Origin of the sequence: Kineosporia rhizophila (genome assembly GCF_021277265.1) — a bacterium.
Taxonomy (GTDB): Bacteria; Actinomycetota; Actinomycetes; order Actinomycetales; family Kineosporiaceae; genus Kineosporia; species Kineosporia rhizophila.
The window spans coordinates 146,773-167,583 of the sequence record NZ_JAJSOH010000006.1 but is presented as its reverse complement, the minus strand read 5'-3'; the positions used below and the strand labels follow the sequence as shown (position 1 = coordinate 167,583).

The following is a 20,811-nucleotide window of genomic DNA, read 5'->3' as shown; positions in this document are numbered from 1 at the left end:
CTTCCTTCGGTCGAGAGGTCAGGACTGGACGGGCTCAGGCGTAGGCGGCGACCATCCACTCGGTCAGGCCCTGCGGATCGCGCTCGTCGAGCACGGTGGACGGCGACAGCTCGAGGCCGGTGGCCCGGGAGAGCAGGTAGCGCAGCTCCATCACCGCGAGCGAGTCGAAACCCATCTCCAGGAAGCCCTGTTCGGTGTCGACCGCGTCTGCGTCGGAGTGCCCGAGGATGGCTGCGACCCGCTCGGTCACGAGCGCCTGCAGTTCTTCCCGGCGGACCGCCTCGGGCAGGACGCGTAGCTGGTCGTAGCGGCTCTGGGCCGAGGGGGCGGACGCGGCACGGGGACGCTGACCACGGCGCAGGTTGCGCAGCAGCGGGATGTCCCGGGCCCGGCGCAGGGTGTTCAGGTTGAGGCGGGTGGCCACCAGTTCCGGCCGGCCCAGGCCGATCGCCGCGTCGAACAGGGCCAGGCCGTCGGGCTGGGCCATCGGCGGCAGACCGGTACGGATCATCCGCTGGATCTGCACCTTGGCCAGGTTGCTGGTCATGCCGGCGCCCTGCGACCAGGGGCCCCAGGCGATCGCGGTCGCGGGCAGACCGGCCTGGTGCCGGTAGCGGGCCAGGCTGTCGAGGAACACGTTGGCGGCGGCGTAGCTGCCCTGCCCGGCCCCGCCCAGGGTGCCTGCCACCGAGGAGAACAGGATGAACTCCTCCAGCGGCAGGTGCTGGGTGAGCTCGTGCAGCAGCCAGCCGCCGTCGACCTTCGGGTGCAGGACGGAGGAGAGACTGTCCGGGCTCACCCTGGCCACGATGCCGTCGTCCAGGTACCCGGCCGTGTGGATCACGGCGGTCAGCGGGTGCTCGGGCGGGATCTCGGCCAGGAGCGCGGAGAGGGCGGTGCGGTCACCGGCGTCGCAGGCCGCGATGTGGGCGCTGGCGCCCAGGGCGGCCAGGTCTTCGCGTAGTTCCCGGGCGCCGGGCGCGTCCAGGCCGGCGCGGCTGGTCAGAACCAGGTGCCTGACCCCGCGCTCGGTGATCAGGTGGCGGGCCAGGCGGGCGCCCAGGCCGCCGGTGCCGCCGGTGATCAGGACCGTGCCGTCGGGGTTCCAGGACCGGGGCCGGCGCAGCGGTGCCTGCCGGCTGATCCGGGGCTCGTGCAGAGCCCCCGCCCGGACTGCGACCTGGAGCTGCCCGGTGGCCAGCGCCGCCTGAACGACGGCGTCGGAGCCTTCGGAACCGTCGTCGAGGTCGAGCAGGACGAACCGGTTCGGGTTCTCCGCCTGTGCCGAGCGGATCAGCCCCCAGGCCGTGGCGGCGGCCAGGTCGAGCACCGGGTCGTCGTCCGTGACCGCCATCGCGCCGCGGGTGAGGAAGACCATCCGGGCGGTCTTGAAGCGTTCGTCCTCGATCCACTCGTGGATCAGGCCCAGCGCCCGCCGGGTGAGCTGGTGCACCGACTCGATCATCGGCAGGCTCTGGTCGCGGCGCAGGTCGACGACCACGGCGTCCGGGCCGGACTCCGTCGCCGACAGCGGCGAGCGGTACGGCACCACCTCGAGCCGGGTGTCCTGGGGAAGGTGCTCGCTGCCGGGGATCCGGTTCCAGCTCAGCCGGAACAGTGACGTGGCCGGTGCGTCGCTGCCGTGGGGTCCGGCCGGGAGGGCCGAGGGCTCGCACACCCGGAGCGAGTGCACCGACAGCACGGGCTCGCCGGCCGCGTCGAGACCCACCAGAGACACCGTGTCCGGCCCGGTCCGGGTCAGCCGCACGCGCAGGACCGACGCCCCCTCCGCGTGCAGGCTCACTCCCTGCCAGGCCAGCGGTGCGGCCGCCACACCGGCCAGGGGCAGTACCCCCAGGGCCGCGTCCAGCAGGGCCGGATGCAGACCGTAGGCCTCGGCCTCCTCCTCGGGCCGGGCCACTTCGACGAACACCTCGTCGTCGCGGCGCCAGAGACCGCGCACCATTTCAGGGCGTCGGCCGGCCTGGGAGTCCGGGCGCTCGGCCAGGGTGACGGCCAGGGCACCGCTGGGAGGCCAGACCGGTGAACCGGAAGCCGCCGAACGCTCGCCCCCGGCCACCAGCACACCCTGGGCATGCTCGGTCCACTCCTCCTCCGGCGCGGCGTCGGCGGCCCGGCTGAAGATCCTCACCCTGCGCCGGGCCTGCTCGTCCGCGTCGCCCAGGGCGACCTGCACCGTGCGGGCGGTCTCGGAGGAAACCCGGAGCGGGGCGGTGAGTTCCAGGGTTTCCACCCGGTCGCAGCCGACCTCGTCGCCGGCCCGGACCGCCAGCTCCAGAAGGGTACTGGCGGGCAAGCTGGCCTCGTCGTCGGTCCGGTACGCCTCGAGCCAGGACTGACTCTGCAGGGACAGGCGGCCGGTGACCAGCATCCCTCCCCCGGCCGCAGGAACCAGCCCGGCGCCGAGCACGGGATGCTGGAGGGTGTCGGTGATCCCGGCGGCGCCCAGGTCGGTGGCGCTGCCGTTCGGGGCGGGGGCCGGCCAGTAGCGCTCGTGCTGGAAGGCGTAGGTGGGCAGAGAGACGACCCGCCCGGCCGGGAGGATCTGCGCCCAGTCGACCGCCAGTCCGCGCACGTGCAGCTCGGCCGCGGCGCGGGTCGCACTGTCGGTCTCGTCGTGGTCGGCACGCAGCAGCGGGTGCACGGTGGCGCTGGATCCGTTGTCGGTCAGCACTTCTGCCGCCATCGCGGCCAGAGCGCCGTCGGGGCCCAGGGTCAGGTGCGCGGCGCCGACGGCGATCCGGTCGGCCACTCTCAGAGCAGCGTCGAAACGGACGGGTGCGGTCACCTGGGTGACCCAGTGGCCCGGATCGGTCAGGTCGGCGGAATCGTCCCCGGTGACCGTGGAGACGATCGGGATCGACGCCTCCTGGAAGTCCAGATCCGCCACCAAGGTGGTGAACTCGTCCATCATTGGCTGCATGAGCGGTGAGTGGAAGGCGTGCGAGACGTTGAGCCGGCGGGCTCGGTCGAAGCGGCCGGCGACGGCCAGCACCGCGTCCTCGGCACCGGAGAGCACGACCGACGTAGGCCCGTTGACGGCTGCGACGGACACCTGGTCCTCGAAACCGGTCAGATCGATCGTGTTCTCGGGCGCCTGGACGGCCACCATCGCTCCGCCCTCCGGCAGAGCCTGCATCAGCCGGGCGCGGGCAGCCACCAGCCGGGCCGCGTCGGGCAGGCTGAGCACACCGGCCACCTGGGCGGCCGCGATCTCCCCGACCGAGTGCCCGACCAGCACCGCCGGGCGCAGGCCCCAGGAGCGGGCCAGGCGGTAGGAGGCGACGTGCAGGGCGAACAGAGCCGGCTGGGCCAGCCCGGTGTCCGCGAGTTGCCCGGGCTGCCCGGACCGCACGTCCTGGGTCAGCGACCGGCCCAGCAGCGGGTCGAGCGCCCCGGCGACCTCGTCCCAGGCTTCGGCGAACTGCGGGAAGCGTTGGTACAGGCCTTGTCCCATGTCGCATCGCTGCCCGCCCTGCCCGGAGAAGAGCATCACCGAGCGGGTGCGGGCGCTGCGGCGGCCCTGCACCACGGCGGCGTCGAGGCGTTCCTCGGCCAGCGACTGCAGGGCCGAGGTGGCATCGGCCGGGCTGGAGGCCAGAACCACGGCGCGGTGATCGAAGGTCGATCGGGTATGAGCCAGGGAGTGGGCCACATCGGTCAGGTCGATCCCGTCCTGGGCCGGGTCGCTCAGGAATCCGGCCAGACGGGCGGCCTGCCCCCGGAGTCCGGAAGCCGAGCGGGCCGACACCAGCAGCGCTGTCGGCTGCGGGCCGGAAGTGCTCTCGGGCCGGGGCGAGTCGGTGGGCGGGGCCTGTTCCAGGATCACGTGCGCATTGGTCCCACTGATCCCGAAGGCCGAGACCCCGGCCCGGCGTGGGCGTTCCGGCTGCGGCCAGTCGACGGCCTCGGTGAGGAGACGGACCGCCCCGGACGACCAGTCCACGTGCTGCGAGGGCCGGTCGACGTGCAGGGTGCGCGGCAGCCGTGCGTTCTGCAGCGCCAGGATCATCTTCAGCACCCCGGCCAGACCGGCGACCGCCTGGGTGTGGCCGAGGTTCGACTTCACCGAGCCCAGCCAGAGCGGGGTCTGGCGGTCCTGGCCGTAGGTGGCCAGCAGCGCCTGGGCCTCGATCGGGTCGCCCAGGGTGGTGCCGGTGCCGTGGCCCTCGACCGCGTCGACGTCGCCCGGGGAGAGCCCGGCGGCGGCCAGGGCCTGACGGATCACCCGCTCCTGGGCCGGGCCGTTGGGCACGGTCAGGCCGTTGGAGGCACCGTCCTGGTTGATGGCCGAGCCGCGCAGCACGGCCAGGACGTCGTGCCCCAGCCGCCGGGCGTCCGAAAGCCGTTCCAGCAGAAGCACGGCCACGCCCTCGGACCAGCCGGTGCCGTCCGCACCGTCGGCGTAGGACTTGCACCGGCCGTCCACCGCCAGGCCTTCACTGAAGCCCGCGAACGCGCCCGGGGTGGTCATCACGGTCACCCCGCCGACCAGAGCGCTGGTGCACTCCCCGGCCCGCAGCGCCTGCGCGGCCCAGTGCATCGCCACCAGCCCCGACGAACAGGCCGTGTCCAGGGTGACGGCCGGGCCCTCCAGACCGAAGGTGTAGGAGATCCGCCCGGACAGGACGCTGGCCGGCAGACCGGTCATGGCGTGCTGCTGCACCTGCGGGCCGGCCCCGGCGACCACGTGGGTGAAGTCCTGACCGTTGGTCCCGACGAACACGCCGGTGCGAGTGCCCCGCAGGGAGAGCGGATCGATCCCGGCCCGCTCCACCGTCTCCCAGGTCACCTCCAGCAGGTGCCGCTGCTGCGGGTCCATGGCCAGTGCGTCGTTCGGTGAGACCCCGAAGAATCCGGCGTCGAAATCTCCGGCTGCGTCGAGGAATCCACCGGCGAGGTGGTCCATGTGGGTCAGCGGCCAGCCGCGGTCCGGCGGGCAGGGCGACATCGCGTCGCGGCCCTCGGCCAGCAGCTGCCACAGCTGTTCGGGCGACCCGACCCCGCCCGGGAAGCGGCAGGCCATCGAGACCACCGCGATCGGCTCGTGCCGTCCGGACTCGGCCTCCTCCAGGCGCCGGCGGGTCTCGTGCAGGTCCGCCGTGACCCACTTCAGGTAGTCGACGATCTTCTGGTCGTCCGTCATCGCGACACTCGCTTTCGCAGGGATACGGGTTCGGCGTTCACGTTCGGCGTTCACGTTCGGCGTTCGGCGTTCACTGCCCGGGCCGACGGCCCAGCTCGTTGTCGATGAACGCGAGCACGTCGTCGGCGCTCGCCTGGTCGAGCCGCTCACGGGCGCTGCCGCCCGGCCCCGTGCCCTCGGCCGAGCTCGCCGCCGGGGTCAGCTCACCGAGCAGCCGGCGCAGGCGGACGGCCAGGCCGGTGCGGGTCACCAGGTCCGGCGGGGCCTGTCGCAGGCTCTGTTCGAAGGCGTCCAGCTCGGCCAGTACCGGGCGAGCCGCCGGCGCGGTGTCCGGGGCCATCTCGGCCAGCAGGTGAGCGGCCAGCCGGCCCACCGTGGGGTGGTCGAAGATCAGCGACGACGGCAGCCTCAGCCCGGTGCGGGCGCTGAGGGCGTTGCGCAGCTCGACCGCGGTCAGCGAGTCGAATCCGATGTCGGAGAAGCGGTGTTCGGCCTCGACCAGATCGGTGCCGGTGTGCCCGAGCACCCAGGCCACCTGCCCGGCCACCAGGTCGGTGACCAGCTCCAGCTGTTCTTCGGGGGTGTGCCGGGCCAGGTCGGCGGCCAGACTCTCGGCCGCCGGGGCGGAGGCCGCCGAGCGCCGCGGGCCCCCGGTCAGACCCCGCAACAGCGGGATGTCACCGACCGAGCCGAGCAACGCCAGGTCCAGCCGGGTGAGGGCGAGCACCGGCTCCGACACTGCCAGCGCGGCGTCGAACAGGCGCAGCCCCTGCTCACCCGACAACGGCGGGACCCCGCCGCGCGAGATCCGGCGACTGTCGACGTCCCCCAATGAGCTGGTCATCCCGGCCGAGCGTTCCCACGGCCCCCAGGCCAGCGACCGGGCCGGCAGCCCGGCCTGGTCGCGGTGCCGGGCCAGGGCGTCCAGGAAGGCATTGCCGGCCGCGTAGTTCCCCTGCCCGGCGCTGCCGATCGTGCCGGCCGTGGAGGAGAACAGGACGAACTCGGCCAGGTCGTGCTCGCGGGTGAGTTCGTGCAGGTTCCAGGCCGCGTCCACCTTGGCCCGGAAGACCGTGTCCAGGCGTTCGGGGTCGAGGGAGCCGATCACACCGTCGGCCAGCACCCCGGCGGTGTGGATCACCCCGGTCAGCCGGTGCTCGGCCGCAACCGCGGCGAGCAGGCCGGCCACCGCTTCCCGGTCGGCCATGTCGCAGGCCTCGATCTGCACGTGAGCGCCGTGAGCCCGCAGTTCGTCACCGAGTTCCTCGGCGCCCGGGGCCTGCGGCCCGCGCCGGCTGGTCAGGACCAGGTGGCGCACGCCGTGCTCGGCGACCAGGTGGCGGGCCACCAAAGCGCCCAGTCCGCCGGTGCCTCCGGTGATCAGCACCGTGCCGTCCGGGCTCCAGGAGTTCGGGGCCGAGGCCGGAGGTACCCGGGTCAACCGGGGGGCGTAGAGGTTGCGGCCCCGCAGTGCGAGCTGAGGTTCGCCGCTGCCGAGAACCTGGGCCCAGGGAATGTCGGGGCCGTCGGCGTCGAGCAGAAGGAGCCGGCCCGGGTTCTCGGTCTGGGCGCTGCGGCCCAGGCCCCAGACGGCCGCGGCGGCCAGATCGGCGACGGTTTCGTCCTGCGCGACGACGGCGCCCTGGGTGATCAGGACCAGCCTGGTCCGGGACAGCCGGTCGTCGCCGAGCCACGCCTGCAGGACGGCCAGCGCCGAGGCGGTGCTCGTGCGGACCGCGGCCGGCGCGTCGGCAAGGCCGGCCGGGGCGATCCGGAAGGCGATCACCTCGGGCGGGGTGTCGGTCTCGGCCCCGATCTGGCTCGGGCCGGTCACTTCCAGAACCGTTTCCGGTACGCCGTGGGCCAGGTCGGTCAGATCGGCCAGGCGTTCCCAGCTCACCCGGAACTGGGAGTCGCGGATCTCCCGCTCGTCCGGGTCGGTCCCGAACACCAGGTCCTCCCGGCCGACCGGCCGCAACCGCACCTCACCGGCCGAGACCACCACGGCGCCGGCCGGGTCCGTCGCCACCAGCGAGGCCGTCTGATCGGGGTTGTGGCGCGCCAGCATGCGCAGCGCAGTGGCACCGGTCGCGTGCAGTTGCACGTCTTTCCAGACCGAGGGCAGGCCTGTACCCACCAAGGTCCCGGCGGTCTCCAGCAGCGCCGGGTGCAGGCCGAATCCGGTGGCCCGACCCGGCTCGGCCAGCGCCAGCTCCATAGCCAGGTCCTCGCCCACGCGCCACAGGCCGTTCACGGTCACCGTGGACGGGACGGCCGGGCGGTCCAGGGCCGAGGCTCCGGGCGGGGGCCAGGCCGACGGCACAACCGGTTCACCCTCGCGCCCGGCGCCAACCATTCCAGTGGCGTGCAGCGTCCACCCTTGCGTGTCGCTGCTGCCGTCCTCGACCCGGGTGTGCACCCGCACCCGGCGGATCTCCGGCTCGTCCGCCGACTCCGGATCGTCCAGCCGGATCTGCACGGCGAGCTGCCCGCGGTCGGGAAGCACCGGCGGGCTGAGCACCTCCAGCTCCCGCACCACCGGGCAACCCACCTCGTCCCCGGCGCGGCCGAGCATCTCGATCAGTGCCCCGCTCGGCAGCACCGCCACCCCGTCGACCGTGTGCTCCTGCAGCCAGGGGTGCGAGCGGGGCGAGATCGTGGTGCTGAAGAGCCAGCCGGCCGGATCGGCCAGACGGACACCGGCCGAAAGGAGCGGGTGCCGCACGGCGACCGCGCCGGGCAGGCCCGGAGAACCGGCACCGGACTGAGCGCCGCTGGGCCAGAACCGTTCTCGTTGGAAGGCGTAGGTGGGCAGGTCGACCCGCCGCCCGCCGAGGGGCTGTAGCACGGCGGCCCAGTCGACCGGGACGCCCCGCACGTGCAGCCCGGCCAGGGCCTGCAGCGCGGTGCGCTCCTCGGACCGGTCCCGGCGCAGCAGCGGTACCACGGCTGCGTCGACGACATCCTTCACCAGGGCCGCGGTGGTGCCGTCCGGCCCCAGTTCCAGGTAACCGCCGATCCGCCGCTGTTGCAGCACCGACACCGCATCCGCGAAACGCACCGGGCGGCGGGCGTGCTCGACCCAGTAGCCGGGATCGGTCAGGTCTGCCTCGGCCGAACCGGTCACCGTGGAGACGATCGGTATCTGCGGCGCGGCGAAGGTCAACCGCCGCACCACTGCCGCGAACTCCTCGAGCATCGGCTCCATCAGTGGTGAGTGGAACGCGTGCGACACCGCGAGCCGGCGGCTCTTGGCGAAGCGGGCCGCCACCTCTTCGACGGCGTCCCGCTCACCCGAGAGCACCACCGAGCGCGGGCCGTTGACCGCAGCGAGCGCCACCCGGTCCTCGAGCCCCTCCAACGAGACCTCGTCCTCACCGACCGGGACGGCCACCATGATCCCGCCACCGGGGAGGGCATCCATCAACTCCGCGCGCACGGCCACCAGCTGGGCCGCATCCGCCAGCGAGAGCACCCCGGCGACGTGGGCGGCGGCGATCTCCCCCACCGAGTGCCCGACCAGCACCTCCGGCGCCAGGCCCCACGACTCGATCAGCCGGTACTGGGCCACCTGCAGGGCGAACAGGGCGGGCTGGGCCTGCCCGGTGCGGCTCAGGTCGCCGTCCAGTTCGACCGGGTGGCTCAGGTGCTGCTCCAGCGCCTGTACGGCCTCGTCCCAGGCCTGGGCGAAGGCCGGGAAGCGGGCGTAGAGGTCCTTCCCCATTCCCGGCCGCTGCCCGCCCTGGCCGGAGAACAGCACGGCAAGGGGCTCGGGGCCGCTGCTCTGGCCGGTCACCACGGCCGGGTCGGGCCGGCCCGCCGACAGCGCGGCCAGGCCTTCGTTCAGGCCCGCGAGGTTCTCGACCAGCACGACGGCCCGGTGCTCCAGATCGGCCCGCGTGGTCGCGGACGAGAAGGCCAGGTCGTCCAGGCCGGCCGAGTGCACCTCGGCCAGTCGGGCGGCCTGGGCCTGCAACGCGGCGGCACTGCGGCCGGAGACCAGCACCGGCAGTACGCCACCGGGCTCGTCACTTGCCGAGGCCTCGGCCTCGGCCTCCGGGGCCTGTTCAAGGATCAGGTGGACATTGGTGCCGCTGATACCGAAGGCCGACACGCCCGCCCGGCGCGGGGCTCCGGTGGTCGGCCACTCCACCGGCCGGCTCAGCACCCGGACCTGGCCGGAGGCCCAGTCCACGTGCGGCGAGGGCTGTTCGGCGTGCAGGGTGGCGGGCAGTTCGCCGTGCCGGATGGCCTGCACCATCTTGATCACCCCGGCCACCCCCGCGGCGGCCTGGGTGTGGCCGATGTTGGACTTCACCGAACCGAGCCAGAGCGGCCGGGTGCGGTCCTGACCGTAGGCGCCCAGCAGGGCGTCGGCCTCGATCGGGTCGCCCAGGCGGGTGCCGGTGCCGTGGCCCTCGACCGCGTCCACCTCGCCCGCCAGCAGCCCGGCGTTGGCCAGGGCCTGCCGGATCACCCGCTGCTGGGCCGGGCCGTTGGGCGCGGTCAGGCCGTTGGAGGCGCCGTCCTGGTTGACGGCCGAGCCGCGGACCACGGCCAGCACTGTGTGCCCGCGGCGGCGTGCGTCGGACAGTCTTTCCAGCACGACCAGCCCGGCCCCCTCACCCCAGCCGGCTCCGTCGGCCGCGTCGGAGTAGGCCTTGCAACGGCCGTCACCGGCCAGCCCGCCCAGCGCCCCGAACTCCAGGAAGCCGGCCGGTGTGGCCATCACCGTCACGCCTCCGGCCAGGGCCAGCGAGCACTCGCCGGCGCGCAGGGCCTGGGCAGCCAGGTGCATCGAGACCAGGGACGAGGAACAGGCCGTGTCCACCGTCACCGCCGGCCCCTGCAGGCCCAGTCCGTACGACAGCCGCCCCGACAGCACGCTGGTGGTCTGCCCGGTGATCATGTGCCCGGACGACTCGACGTCCACCTCGTAGCCGATGGCGGTGCCGCCGACGAAGACGCCGGTGTCGCTGCCGCGCAGGCGGGACGGGTCTATCCCAGCGTGTTCGGCTGCTTCCCAGGCAGTTTCGAGCAGCAGCCGCTGCTGCGGGTCCATCGCCAGCGCCTCACGCGGCGAGATCCGGAAGAAGGCGGCGTCGAAGTCGGTGACGCTGGGCACGAAACCGCCTCGCAGCGGGTTCGGCGACACCGGCCAGCCGCGGTCGTCCGGCGCCGGCCCGATCGCGTCGACACCCTCGTGGACCAGGCGCCAGAGGTGGTCCGGGCTGTCCGCGCCGCCGGGGAACCGGCAGGCCATCCCGACGATGACGATCGGGTCGGTGGACGGCGGGGCGGCCACGACCGTCTCCGACTGGGCCTGGCCGAGGATCTGGCCGAGCAGGAAGTCGGCCAGCACGCGGGGGGTGGGGTAGTCGAAGACCAGGCCCGCGGGCAGCCGCAGGCCCAGGGCCGCCCCGGCCCGGTTGCGGAAGTCCAGGCCGGTCAGCGAGTCGAAGCCGATGTCCCGGAACTGGGTGTGTAGGTCGAGCTGCTCGCCCGGGGAGAGTCCCAGCGCCCGGGCTGCCTGGCTGCGGACCAGGTCCTGCACCAGGGTCAGGGCCTCGGCCGGTGAGGCCGAGCGGATCTGTCGGACCAGGGCCGAACCGGCGTCACCAGTGGCGGCGACCGCGGCGCGACGGCCGGAGCGCACCAGAGACCGCAGCAGTGGGGGCACCTCGCCTCGGGCCCGGACCGCCCTCAGGTCCCAGCGGGCCACCGCGACCACGGCGTCGCCGGTGCGGCAGGCGCCGTCGAACAGGGCCAGTCCTTCTTCGGTGGACATCGGCGGCAGCCCGGCCGCCCGGGAGCGCTGGACGTCGTTCTCGCTCATCGCCCCGGTCATCCCGGTCGCCTGTTCCCACAGACCCCAGGCCAGGGACAGGCCGGGCCGGCCGGCGGCCCGGCGCTGCCGGGCCCAGCCGTCCAGGAACGAGTTGGCCGCGGCGTAGTTGCCCTGGCCGGGCGAACCGAGGGCCCCGGCCAGGCCGGAGAAGACGACGAACGCGGTGCGGTCGGGGGCCAGTTCCTCGAGGTTGACCAGCGCGTCCACCTTGGGCCGCAGGACCGTGCGCAGGCGTTGCGGGGTGAGGCTCTGGATCAACCCGTCGTCGAGGACGCCCGCCGCGTGCACCACGGCGTTCACCGGATGGGCCGACAACACCGCCGTGGCCTGCTCGCGCTCGGCCAGGTCGGCGGCCTGCACCGAGACGGTCGCGCCGAGTTCGGTGAGTTCCTGCTGCAGCTCCGGCGCACCGGGGGCCTGCGGGCCGCGCCGGCTGACCAGGAGCAGCCGGCGGACGCCGTGGCGGCGGACCAGGTGCCGGGCCAGGGCAGCTCCCAGACCTCCGGTGCCGCCGGTGATCAGGACACTGGACTCTTCGCCGAACTCGGCCGCCGGTTCCTCTCCGGCGTGGGCCGGGCCCAGTCGGGGCACCAGGACCACGCCGCTGCGGACCGCCATCTGCGGTTCGGCACAAGCGATCAGCGCCGCTACCGGCAGCCCTTCGACCACGTCGCTGTCGACGAGCAGGAACCGGTCGGGATTCTCGGACTGGGCGCTACGGACCAGGCCCCAGACGGCGGCCGCAGCCAGGTCGGTCACCGGCTCGGCGGTGGTGGCCGAGACCGCCTCTTGGCTGCACAGAATCAGCCGGGAGTCGCTGAAGCGCGCCTCGGCCAGCCAGGTCTGCAAGAGTTCCAGCACCCGAGCTGTCCGGGCATGGACGTCCTCGGTCACCGAACGGGCAACGTCCGGGCCGGTGGGTGGCCGGCTGATCTGCACGACCACGAGCGGTGGGACCGGTTCCTCGGGCAGTTCGTCGTCCAGGCGCAGGAACGCCAGGTCCGGAAGCTGCGGGTCGGCCACCCCCGCCACCGGGGCCAGGGGCTGAGCGGGGGTCCAGGTCTCCCGCAGCCAGGACTCCGGCCTCAGCCACCCAGTGCCAGAAGTGGACGCGGAGTGCTCGGGGGCCCGCAGTTCGATGCTCTCGACGGTGATCACCGGCGCGCCGGCCCCGTCGGCGGTGGCCAGCGAGAACCGGCCGGGCCCGTCGGCCCTCAGCCGGATCCGCATCCGGGTGGCACCGGTGGCGTGCAGCCGGATCCCGCGCCACTCGGCCACCGTCGCCTCGGCCGGACCGGCATCGGTCCCGGAATCCAGGAGCACGCTCGCCTGAAGCGCGGCCTCGAGCAGGGCCGGGTGCATCCCGAACGTGCCGGGCTCACCGGCCGGGTCGGGCAGGGCCAGTTCGGCGAAGACCTCGCTGTCGCGCTGCCAGACCGCCTGCAGCCCTCGATAGGACGGACCGATACCCGGCCCGTCGGCCTCCCACTGCTCGTACACCTCGTCCACGCCGACCGGAACCGCGCCCGCAGGTGGCCATTCCGACCCGTCGAAGGCCGGCTCAGCTGCGCTGTGGCTGCCCAGGAGGCCGGTGGCGTAGGCCACCCACGGCGCCTGGTCGAGAACACCGTCCCCGGCCGGGCGGGCGTAGACGCTGACCGGCCGATGTCCGGCGTCGTCGGCGTCGCCCACCCGCACCTGCAGAGCCAGCGTCTCCTCGGGCCCCAGAAGCAGCGGCCGTGGGGTCTCCAGCCGCTCGATGCGCTCGCCGTCGACCTGATCACCGGCCAGCCCGGCCAGCTCGACCAGCACCGAGGCGGGAACCACGATCCGGCGCTGCGCCTCGTCCCCCATTCCCTCCGGTACGGCCAGCTGCAGGTCGGCCAGCCAGGGCTGGGCCTGCACCGAGATCTGCCCGGTCAGCAGCACGTCGTCGCCACCGGCCAGGCCGACGGCGGCTCCCAGCAGCGGGTGACCGATCCCGGTCTGCCCGAGACCACTGGCATCACCGGCCGCCTGAGCGCCGGTCCAGTACCGCTGGTGCTGGAAGGCATAGGTGGGCAGCGGAACCCGCCGGCCGGGAGACAGGGCGGCCCAGTCCACCGCCACCCCACGGACGAAGACCTCGGCCAGACTGGTCAGCACCCTGGCCCAGCTGTCCTCGTCGCGGCGCAGGGTGCCGGTCACCACTGCGGCCGCGTCCTGCTCGTCGATCGCTTCCTGCACCCCGAAGGTCAGCACCGGGTGCGAGCTGACCTCGATGAAGGCCCGGAACCGCTCCCCCAGCAGGCGCTCCACCGCTGTGTGGAATCGCACCGGGTTCCGCAGATTGGCGAACCAGTACCCCGCGTCGAGTTCGGTGCCTTCCAGCCATTCACCGGTCAGCGTCGACAGCATGGGCACCGAGGCCGGCCGTGGTTCCAGCCCGGCCAGCACCTGCGCCAGCTCGGCCTCGACGTCGTCCACGTGGGCCGAGTGCGAGGCATAGTCCACCGCGATCATCCGCGCCCGCACACCCTGCGCGGTGCAGGAGTCCACCAGCGCCTGCACGGCTTCAGGGTCGCCGGCCACCACCACCGAGCGCGGCCCGTTCACTGCCGCGACCGAAACACCCTCCGGCACGCTCATCTCAGCCATCGGCAGCGCCACCGAAGCCATTGCACCCCGGCCCGCCAGCCTCGCGGCAATGGCCTGAGAGCGCAACGCCACCACCCGAGCACCGTCCGGCAGGCTCAGGGCTCCGGCTACGACCGCGGCCGCGATCTCACCCTGCGAATGCCCGATCACAGCCTCCGGCTCCACGCCGGCCGACTGCCATACCGACGCCAAGGACACCATGACTGCGAACGACACCGGCTGAACCACGTCAACCCGGTCCAGATCGGCACCGCTGCGCACCACATCGAGCAGTGACCAGTCCACGAACGGCGCCAAGGCCGCCGCACACTCAGCCATCCGGGCCGCGAAGATCGGCGACTCATCCAGCAGACGCGCGCCCATCCCGACCCACTGCGCACCCTGGCCCGGGAACACAAAGGCCGTGCGGCCGTCCACATCAGCCACCCCGGAAACGAAGTGGGCCGACCGGATGCCACCATCCGACTGGGTGCCTCGACCCGAAAGCCCGCCCAGAGCGTCCACAAGCTCTACAGAACCGGCACCGATCGCGACTGCGCGATGGTCGAACACTGACCGCGAGGCCGCCAACGAGAAGGCGACATCGACCGGCTCAAGCCCGCCGGCCACGTCCGTGAGCCGTTCGACCTGACCGACCAACGCCGCAGCACTCTTGGCCGTGACCGGCCAAGCCGTCGCCGGCGGAGCAACGGGCCGGAGCGCTGACGGCTCCGGCTGCTCAGGCGCTTCTTCCAGCACCACATGGGCATTGGTTCCGCTGACCCCGAACGACGAGACCCCCGCCCGACGAGGATGATCCGAGGGGTTCCAGTCCACCGGGTCGCGCAGGAGCTCGATCGCTCCGGCCGACCAGTCCACGTGCGTGGAGGGCGCGTCCACGTGCAGGGTGCGGGGCAGCCGACGGTGACGCAGGGCCTGCACCATCTTGATGATCCCGGCCATCCCGGAGGCGGCCTGGGCGTGCCCGATGTTCGACTTGACCGAGCCCAGCCACAACGGCCGTTCACGATCCTGACCGTAAGTGGCCAGCAGCGCCTGGGCCTCGATCGGGTCACCCAGAGTCGTTCCGGTGCCGTGCCCTTCGACCACGTCCACCTCGTGCGCAGCCACTCCCGCATTGGCCAGCGCCTGACGGATCACCCGCTCCTGGGCCGGGCCGTTGGGGGCGGACAGGCCGTTGGAGGCTCCGTCCTGGTTCAGAGCCGACCCCCGCACCACCGCGAGGATCTCGTGCCCGTTGCGCCGGGCGTCCGAAAGCCTCTCCAGCAGAACCACACCCACGCCCTCGGACCAGCCGATCCCGTCGGCCGCGTCGGAGTAGGCCTTGCACCGCCCGTCGGCCGCCAGGCCCCCCAGCGACTCGAACTCCGAATAGCCGATCGGGGTGGCCATCACCGTCACCCCGGCGGCCAGGGCCAGCGAGCACTCGCCGTTGCGCAGCGCCTGCGCGGCCACGTGCAGGGCGACCAGCGAGGAGGAGCAGGCGGTGTCGACGGTGAAGGCGGGCCCCTGCAGGCCCAGCGTGTACGACAGCCGGCCGGCCAGGACGCTGGTGGTCATGCCGGTGAGCAGGTGACCGGAGGCGTCGGCCTGCATCTGGTAGCCGGTGCCGGTGCCTCCGACGAAAACTCCGGTGGGACTGCCGTGCAGGGTGGTGGCGTCGATCCCGGCCCGCTCGATCGTCTCCCAGGCGGTCTCCAGCAGCAGTCGCTGCTGCGGGTCCATCGCCAGGGCCTCACGCGGCGAGATCCGGAAGAAGCCGGCGTCGAAGTCACCCACCCCGTCGAGGAATCCGCCGAGCATGGGGCGGTCGGCGCGGATCTTCCAGCCCCGGTCGTGGGGCGCGGTGGTGATCGCGTCACCCTCGTCGCAGACCAGTTGCCACAACTGCTCGGGGCTGTGCGCGCCGCCGGGGTAGCGGCAGGCCATCCCGATCACGACCACCGGGTCACCGGTGACCGCGGCCCCGGTGACCACCGTTTCCTCCTGCCGGCCGAGCAGTTCACCGAGCAGGAAGTCAGCCAGGACGGTGGGGGTCGGGTGGTCGAAGACCAGACTGGCGGGCAGCCGGAGGCCGGTGGCGGTGGACATCCGGTTGCGGAAGTCCAGGGCGGTGAGGGAGTCGAAGCCCAGACCGCGGAACTCGCTGCGGGTGTCGATCAGCTCGGCCGAGGGATGGCCGAGCGCGCGCGCCGCCTCGGCCCGCACCAGTTCGAGTACCACGTGCTGCTGCTGCGAGGGCGGTGCCCCGATGAGCTTGCGCAGCAGGCCCGAATCGGCACCGGTGGCCGGTCCGCCGGCCGCTGACCGGCGGCCACCGCGCACCAGACCTCGCATCAGGGGCGGGATCTCACCGAGCGCGCGGAAGGCGGGCAGGTCCCAGCGGGCCACCGCCACCACCGGATCGGTGAGGGTGAGCGCCTGGTCGAACAGGGCCAGGCCCTGCCGGTCGGTCATCGGCGGCAGACCGGATGCCTGGATCCGCCGGACATCGATGTCGCCGAGGCCGCCGGTCATCCCGGTGTTCTGTTCCCACACGCCCCAGACCAGGCTGCGGCCGGGGCGGCCGGTGGCCCGGCGGTGCTGGGCCCAGGCATCGAGGAAGGAGTTGGCTGCGGCGTAGTTGCCCTGTCCGGGCGCTCCCAGGGCACCGGCCAGGCCGGAGAAGACGATGAACTCGGAGACCTCGGTCGCCAGTTCGTGCAGGTGCCACAGGGCGTCCACCTTGGGACGGATGACCCTCGCCATCCGCTCGGGGGTCTGCGAGCCGATCACGCCGTCGTCGAGAACCCCGGCCGCGTGCACGATCCCGGTGATCGTCCGGCCGGCCAGCAGCTGCTCGACCTGCGCGCGGTCGGCCACGTCGCTGGCCACGGCCTCGGCCTCGGCCCCCAGTGCGGTGAGTTCTTCGATCAGCTCGGTGGCTTGCGGGGCTTCCGGGCCGCGGCGGCTGACCAGCACCAGGTGGCGCACACCGTGCTGGGTGACCAGATGCCGGGCCAGCAGCGCGCCCAGGCCGCCGGTGCCGCCGGTGATCAGGACCCGGGACTCCGGTCCGAAAGCCGGCTGCAGGGTGGACGGCTCGACCCGGGTCAGACGCGGTACCCGCACCTTGCCGTTGCGTACTGCCGTCTGCGGTTCGGCGCAGGCCAGCACGGCCGACAACGGCACCGCCCGCTTCTCGTCGGGCTCGAGGTCCGGGCCGAGATCCGGTTCGGGATTCGGGTCGAGGTCGACGAGCAGGAAGCGGTCGGGGTTCTCGGACTGGGCGCTGCGCACCAGCCCCCACACCGCAGCCCCGGCCAGGTCGCTCACATCCGCTCCGGGGTCGGCGGCGACCGCACCCCGGGTCACCAGCACCAGTCGGGAGCCGGCCAAGCGGTCCTGAGCGAGCCAGGCCTGCAGCAGTTCAAGCACCTGGGCGGTCTGCTGGTGCACTGCCGCCACCACGTCCGACCGTGCGGCCGCTCCCACCCGGGCCACGACCAGCGCCGGCACCGGCTGCTCCTCGGCCAGACCGGCCAGCTCGGCGGCGTCGCTGACCTCGACCGGTGGGGCGGAGGGGGAGACGGCCGCGCTGTCGGCCGCGTCTTGCCAGACCACCGAGTAGACAGGATCGGCAGCGGTCTCCACAGCCGGAAGTCGGACCGGGCGCAGCACCACCGCGTCCACCGAGAGCACCGCGGCACCCCCGGTGTCCACGGCCGACACCGACAGCCGGTCCTCACCGGTGCGCTTCAGCCGGGCCCGCACGGTGGTGGCGCCCCCGGCGTGCAGGCTCACCCCGTGCCAGTCGCAGACCAGACCGGAGGCCACCTGCAGGCCGCCGACCCGGGCCAGCGTGTCCAGCAGCACCGGATGCATGCCGTAGGAGCTGGCTGAGGAGACGCCCGTGGGCAGCGAGATCTCAGCAAACAGTTCCTCGCCCCGACGCCAGAGCGCGCTCACACCGACGTAGGCCTGGCCAAGTTCCAAGCCGTCCTCGGCCCAGCGATCGGTCCAGTCGTCCGACTCCAGCGGCTGGGCACCCGGCGGTGGCCAGGCCCCCTCAGGCGCCGCGGGTGGTTCCCCGGCGTCGGACAGCCGGCCCTCGGCGTGCAGCGTCCAGTCGTCCATGTCGTGGCCGGGCCCCCAGACCCGGGAGTGCACGCTCACCGTGCGGGTGTTCTCCGAACCTTCCGGCTCGCCGACCCACACCTGCACCGTGATCCCCTCTTCGGGCGGGACCACCACCGGGCTGAGCAGGGTCAGGTTCTCGATCCGGGAGCAGCCGACCTGGTCACCGGCCCGCCCGGCCATCTCGACCAGGGCGGCGGTGGGCAGCACGACCTGCCCGCCGAGGGTGTGCCCGGCCAGCCAGGGCTGTGAGCGCAGCGAGATCCGGCCGGTCAGCACCTGGCCGCCCCCGCCGGCCAGGCTCAGCGAGGCACCCAGCAGCGGATGCCCGGCACCGGTCAGCCCGGCCGCCGTCACGTCGCCGGCGGCAACTCCTTCGCCGTCGGGCCAGAAGCGCTCCCGCTGGAAGGGGTAGGTGGGCAGGTCGGCCGGCCGGCCCTGGGCGAACAGCCCGGCCCAGTCCACCCGCACGCCGCGCACGAAGACCTCGGCCAGTGAGGTGAGCACCCGGTCCCAGCCGCCGTCCTCACGACGCAGACTGCCGGCCACCACCGCGTTGAGCCGACGGTCGTCCACCGCCTCCTGGACTCCCACGGTCAGCACCGGATGGGCGCTGACCTCGACGAAAGCCCGGTATCGCTCGTCCAGCAGCCGTTCCACGCCCTGGTGGAAGTTCACCGTGTGGCGCAGGTTGCGGAACCAGTAGTCCGCGTCCAGGTCTGCCTCGCCCACCCATTCACCGGTCAGCGTGGAGAGCATCGGTATCGAGGGCACCGTCGGACCGAGCCCGGCCAGAGCGTCCAGCACCTGATCGCGCACCAGCTCGACCTGGGCGGAGTGCGAGGCGTAGTCGACCGGGATCATCCGGGCCCGGACCCCGGCCGCGACCTGCTGCTCGACAACTGTCTGCAGGGCGATCGCGTCGCCGGCCAGCACGGTCGAACGCGGCCCGTTCTGCGCGGCCACCCCGACCCCGGCCGGCAGCTGGATCTCGGCCGCAGGCAGAGGGATCGAGGCCATCGCGCCGTGCCCGGACAGCTGCTGCGCGATGGCCTGGCTGCGCAGGGCCACCACCTTGGCCGCATCCGGAAGGCTGAGGGCACCCGCCACGCAGGCGGCCGCGATCTCGCCCTGCGAGTGCCCGATCACCGCGTCCGGGCGTACTCCGGCCGACTCCCAGACCGCGGCCAGGGAGACCATGACGGCGAACGAGACCGGCTGGACCACGTCCACCCGGTCCAGGTCACGCATCTGCCGCACGACGTCCAGCACCGAGAAGTCGACGTACGGTTCCAGCGCGGCCGCGCACTCCTGCAGGCGCCGGGCGAAGACCGGCGACTCCTCCAGCAGCCGTGCCCCCATGCCGGTCCACTGCGCGCCCTGGCCGGGGAAGACGAACACGGTGCGGCCCTCGACGTCGGCCACTGCGCGGATCAGCCCGGCGCCGCTGAGGTCGCCGGTGAGGTCGTCACGTTTCAGCCCGACCGCCACCGCCCGGTGCGCGAAGAGCGTTCGGGTCGAGGCCAGGGAGGCGGCCACGTCCAGAGCGTCCAGGCCCTGGTCGGTGACGTGCCCGGCCAGACGGGTGATCTGTTCCTGCAGGGCAGGTTCGGTGCGGGCCGACAGAGGCCAGGCCAGCGCGGCCGGGGACTCGGGGGCGGTCGCCCGGGCCGGGACGTCGGCCGCCTCCTCCAGCAGGACGTGGGCGTTGGTGCCGCTGACCCCGAAGGACGACACGCCGGCCCGGCGCGGTTGCTCCTGCCGGGGCCAGTCGACCGGTTCGGACAGCAGCCGGACCGGTCCGGCCGGCCAGTTGACCCGGGACGAGGGCTCGGCGGCGTGCAGGGTGCGGGGCAGCCTTCCGTGCTGCAGGGCCAGGACCATCTTGATCACCCCGGCCACGCCGGAGGCGGCCGAGGAGTGGCCGATGTTCGACTTGACCGACCCCAGCCAGAGCGGGCGGGCCCGGTCCCGGCCGAAGGTGTCGATCAGGGCCTGAGCCTCGATCGGGTCGCCCAGGGCGGTGCCGGTGCCGTGTCCCTCCACCGCGTCCACCTGCTCGGTGGTGAGGCCCGCGTTGGCCAGGGCCTGCCGGATCACCCGCTGCTGGGCCGGGCCGTTGGGGGCGGAAAGGCCGTTGGAGGCTCCGTCCTGGTTGACCGCCGAACCACGGATCACGGCGAGCACCCGGTGCCCGTTGCGCTCGGCGTCGGAAAGTCTTTCCAGCAGCAGCACCCCGGCGCCCTCGGACCAGCCCACCCCGTCGGCCGCCTCGGAGAAGGCCTTGCACCGGCCGTCCGAGGCCAGCACGCCCTGCCCCTCGAAACCGATGTAGCCGCCGGGGGTGGACATCACCGTGACCCCACCGGCCACCGCCAGCGTGCACTCGCCCAGCCGCAGCGCCTGCGCGGCCAGGTGCAGGGCGACCAGCGAAGAGGAGCAGGCGGTGTCCACCGTGACGGCCGGGCCCTCCAGGCCGAGCAGATAGGACAGACGCCCGGAGACCACGCTGCCGGCCAGTCCGGTCACCGCGTGCCCCTGCGAGTCGCCCGGCGCCCGGCTGAGCACCTGGCCGTAGTCCTGCCCGCTGGCGCCGATGAACACACCGGTGCGGGTGCCGTGCAGCCCGGCCGGATCCAGCCCGGCCCGCTCCACCGCCTCCCAGGCCGTCTCCAGCAGGACCCGCTGCTGCGGATCCATGGCCAGCGCCTCCCGCGGTGAGATACCGAAGAAGGCCGCGTCGAAATCTGCTGCGCCTTCGAGGAATCCGCCGCGCCGCGGGTCGCCGGGCGGCAGCTCCCAGCCGCGGTCGGCGGGCAATGGCGAGATCGCGTCACCGTCCTCGGCCAGCAGCCGCCACAGGTCCTCCGGCGAGGCCACCCCGCCCGGGTACCGGCAGCCCATCCCGATCACCGCCAGCGGTTCCCGGGCCGCGGCCTCGAGCGTGTGCAGCTGCTCGCGGGTGTCGTGCAGGTCGGCGACAGCCCGCCGCAGGTAGTCGCGCAGCTTCTCTTCGTTCATCGACACGGCGAGGCTCCTTAGC

General features: G+C 73.3%; 2 protein-coding genes. Both read right to left on the bottom strand.

Annotated elements, in window-relative coordinates; genetic code table 11:
• Positions 1-34: 34 nt before the first annotated feature.
• Positions 35-5,167: a type I polyketide synthase gene (locus LWF15_RS11835; protein ID WP_232810501.1), complete on the bottom strand. Its 5,133-nt coding sequence runs from the start codon at positions 5,165-5,167 to the stop codon at positions 35-37.
• A gap of 70 nt (positions 5,168-5,237) precedes the next feature.
• A complete protein-coding gene (locus LWF15_RS11830) occupies positions 5,238-20,795 on the bottom strand; it encodes an SDR family NAD(P)-dependent oxidoreductase (RefSeq protein WP_408623068.1) in 15,558 nt (5,185 codons plus the stop codon).
• Positions 20,796-20,811 lie beyond the last annotated feature (16 nt).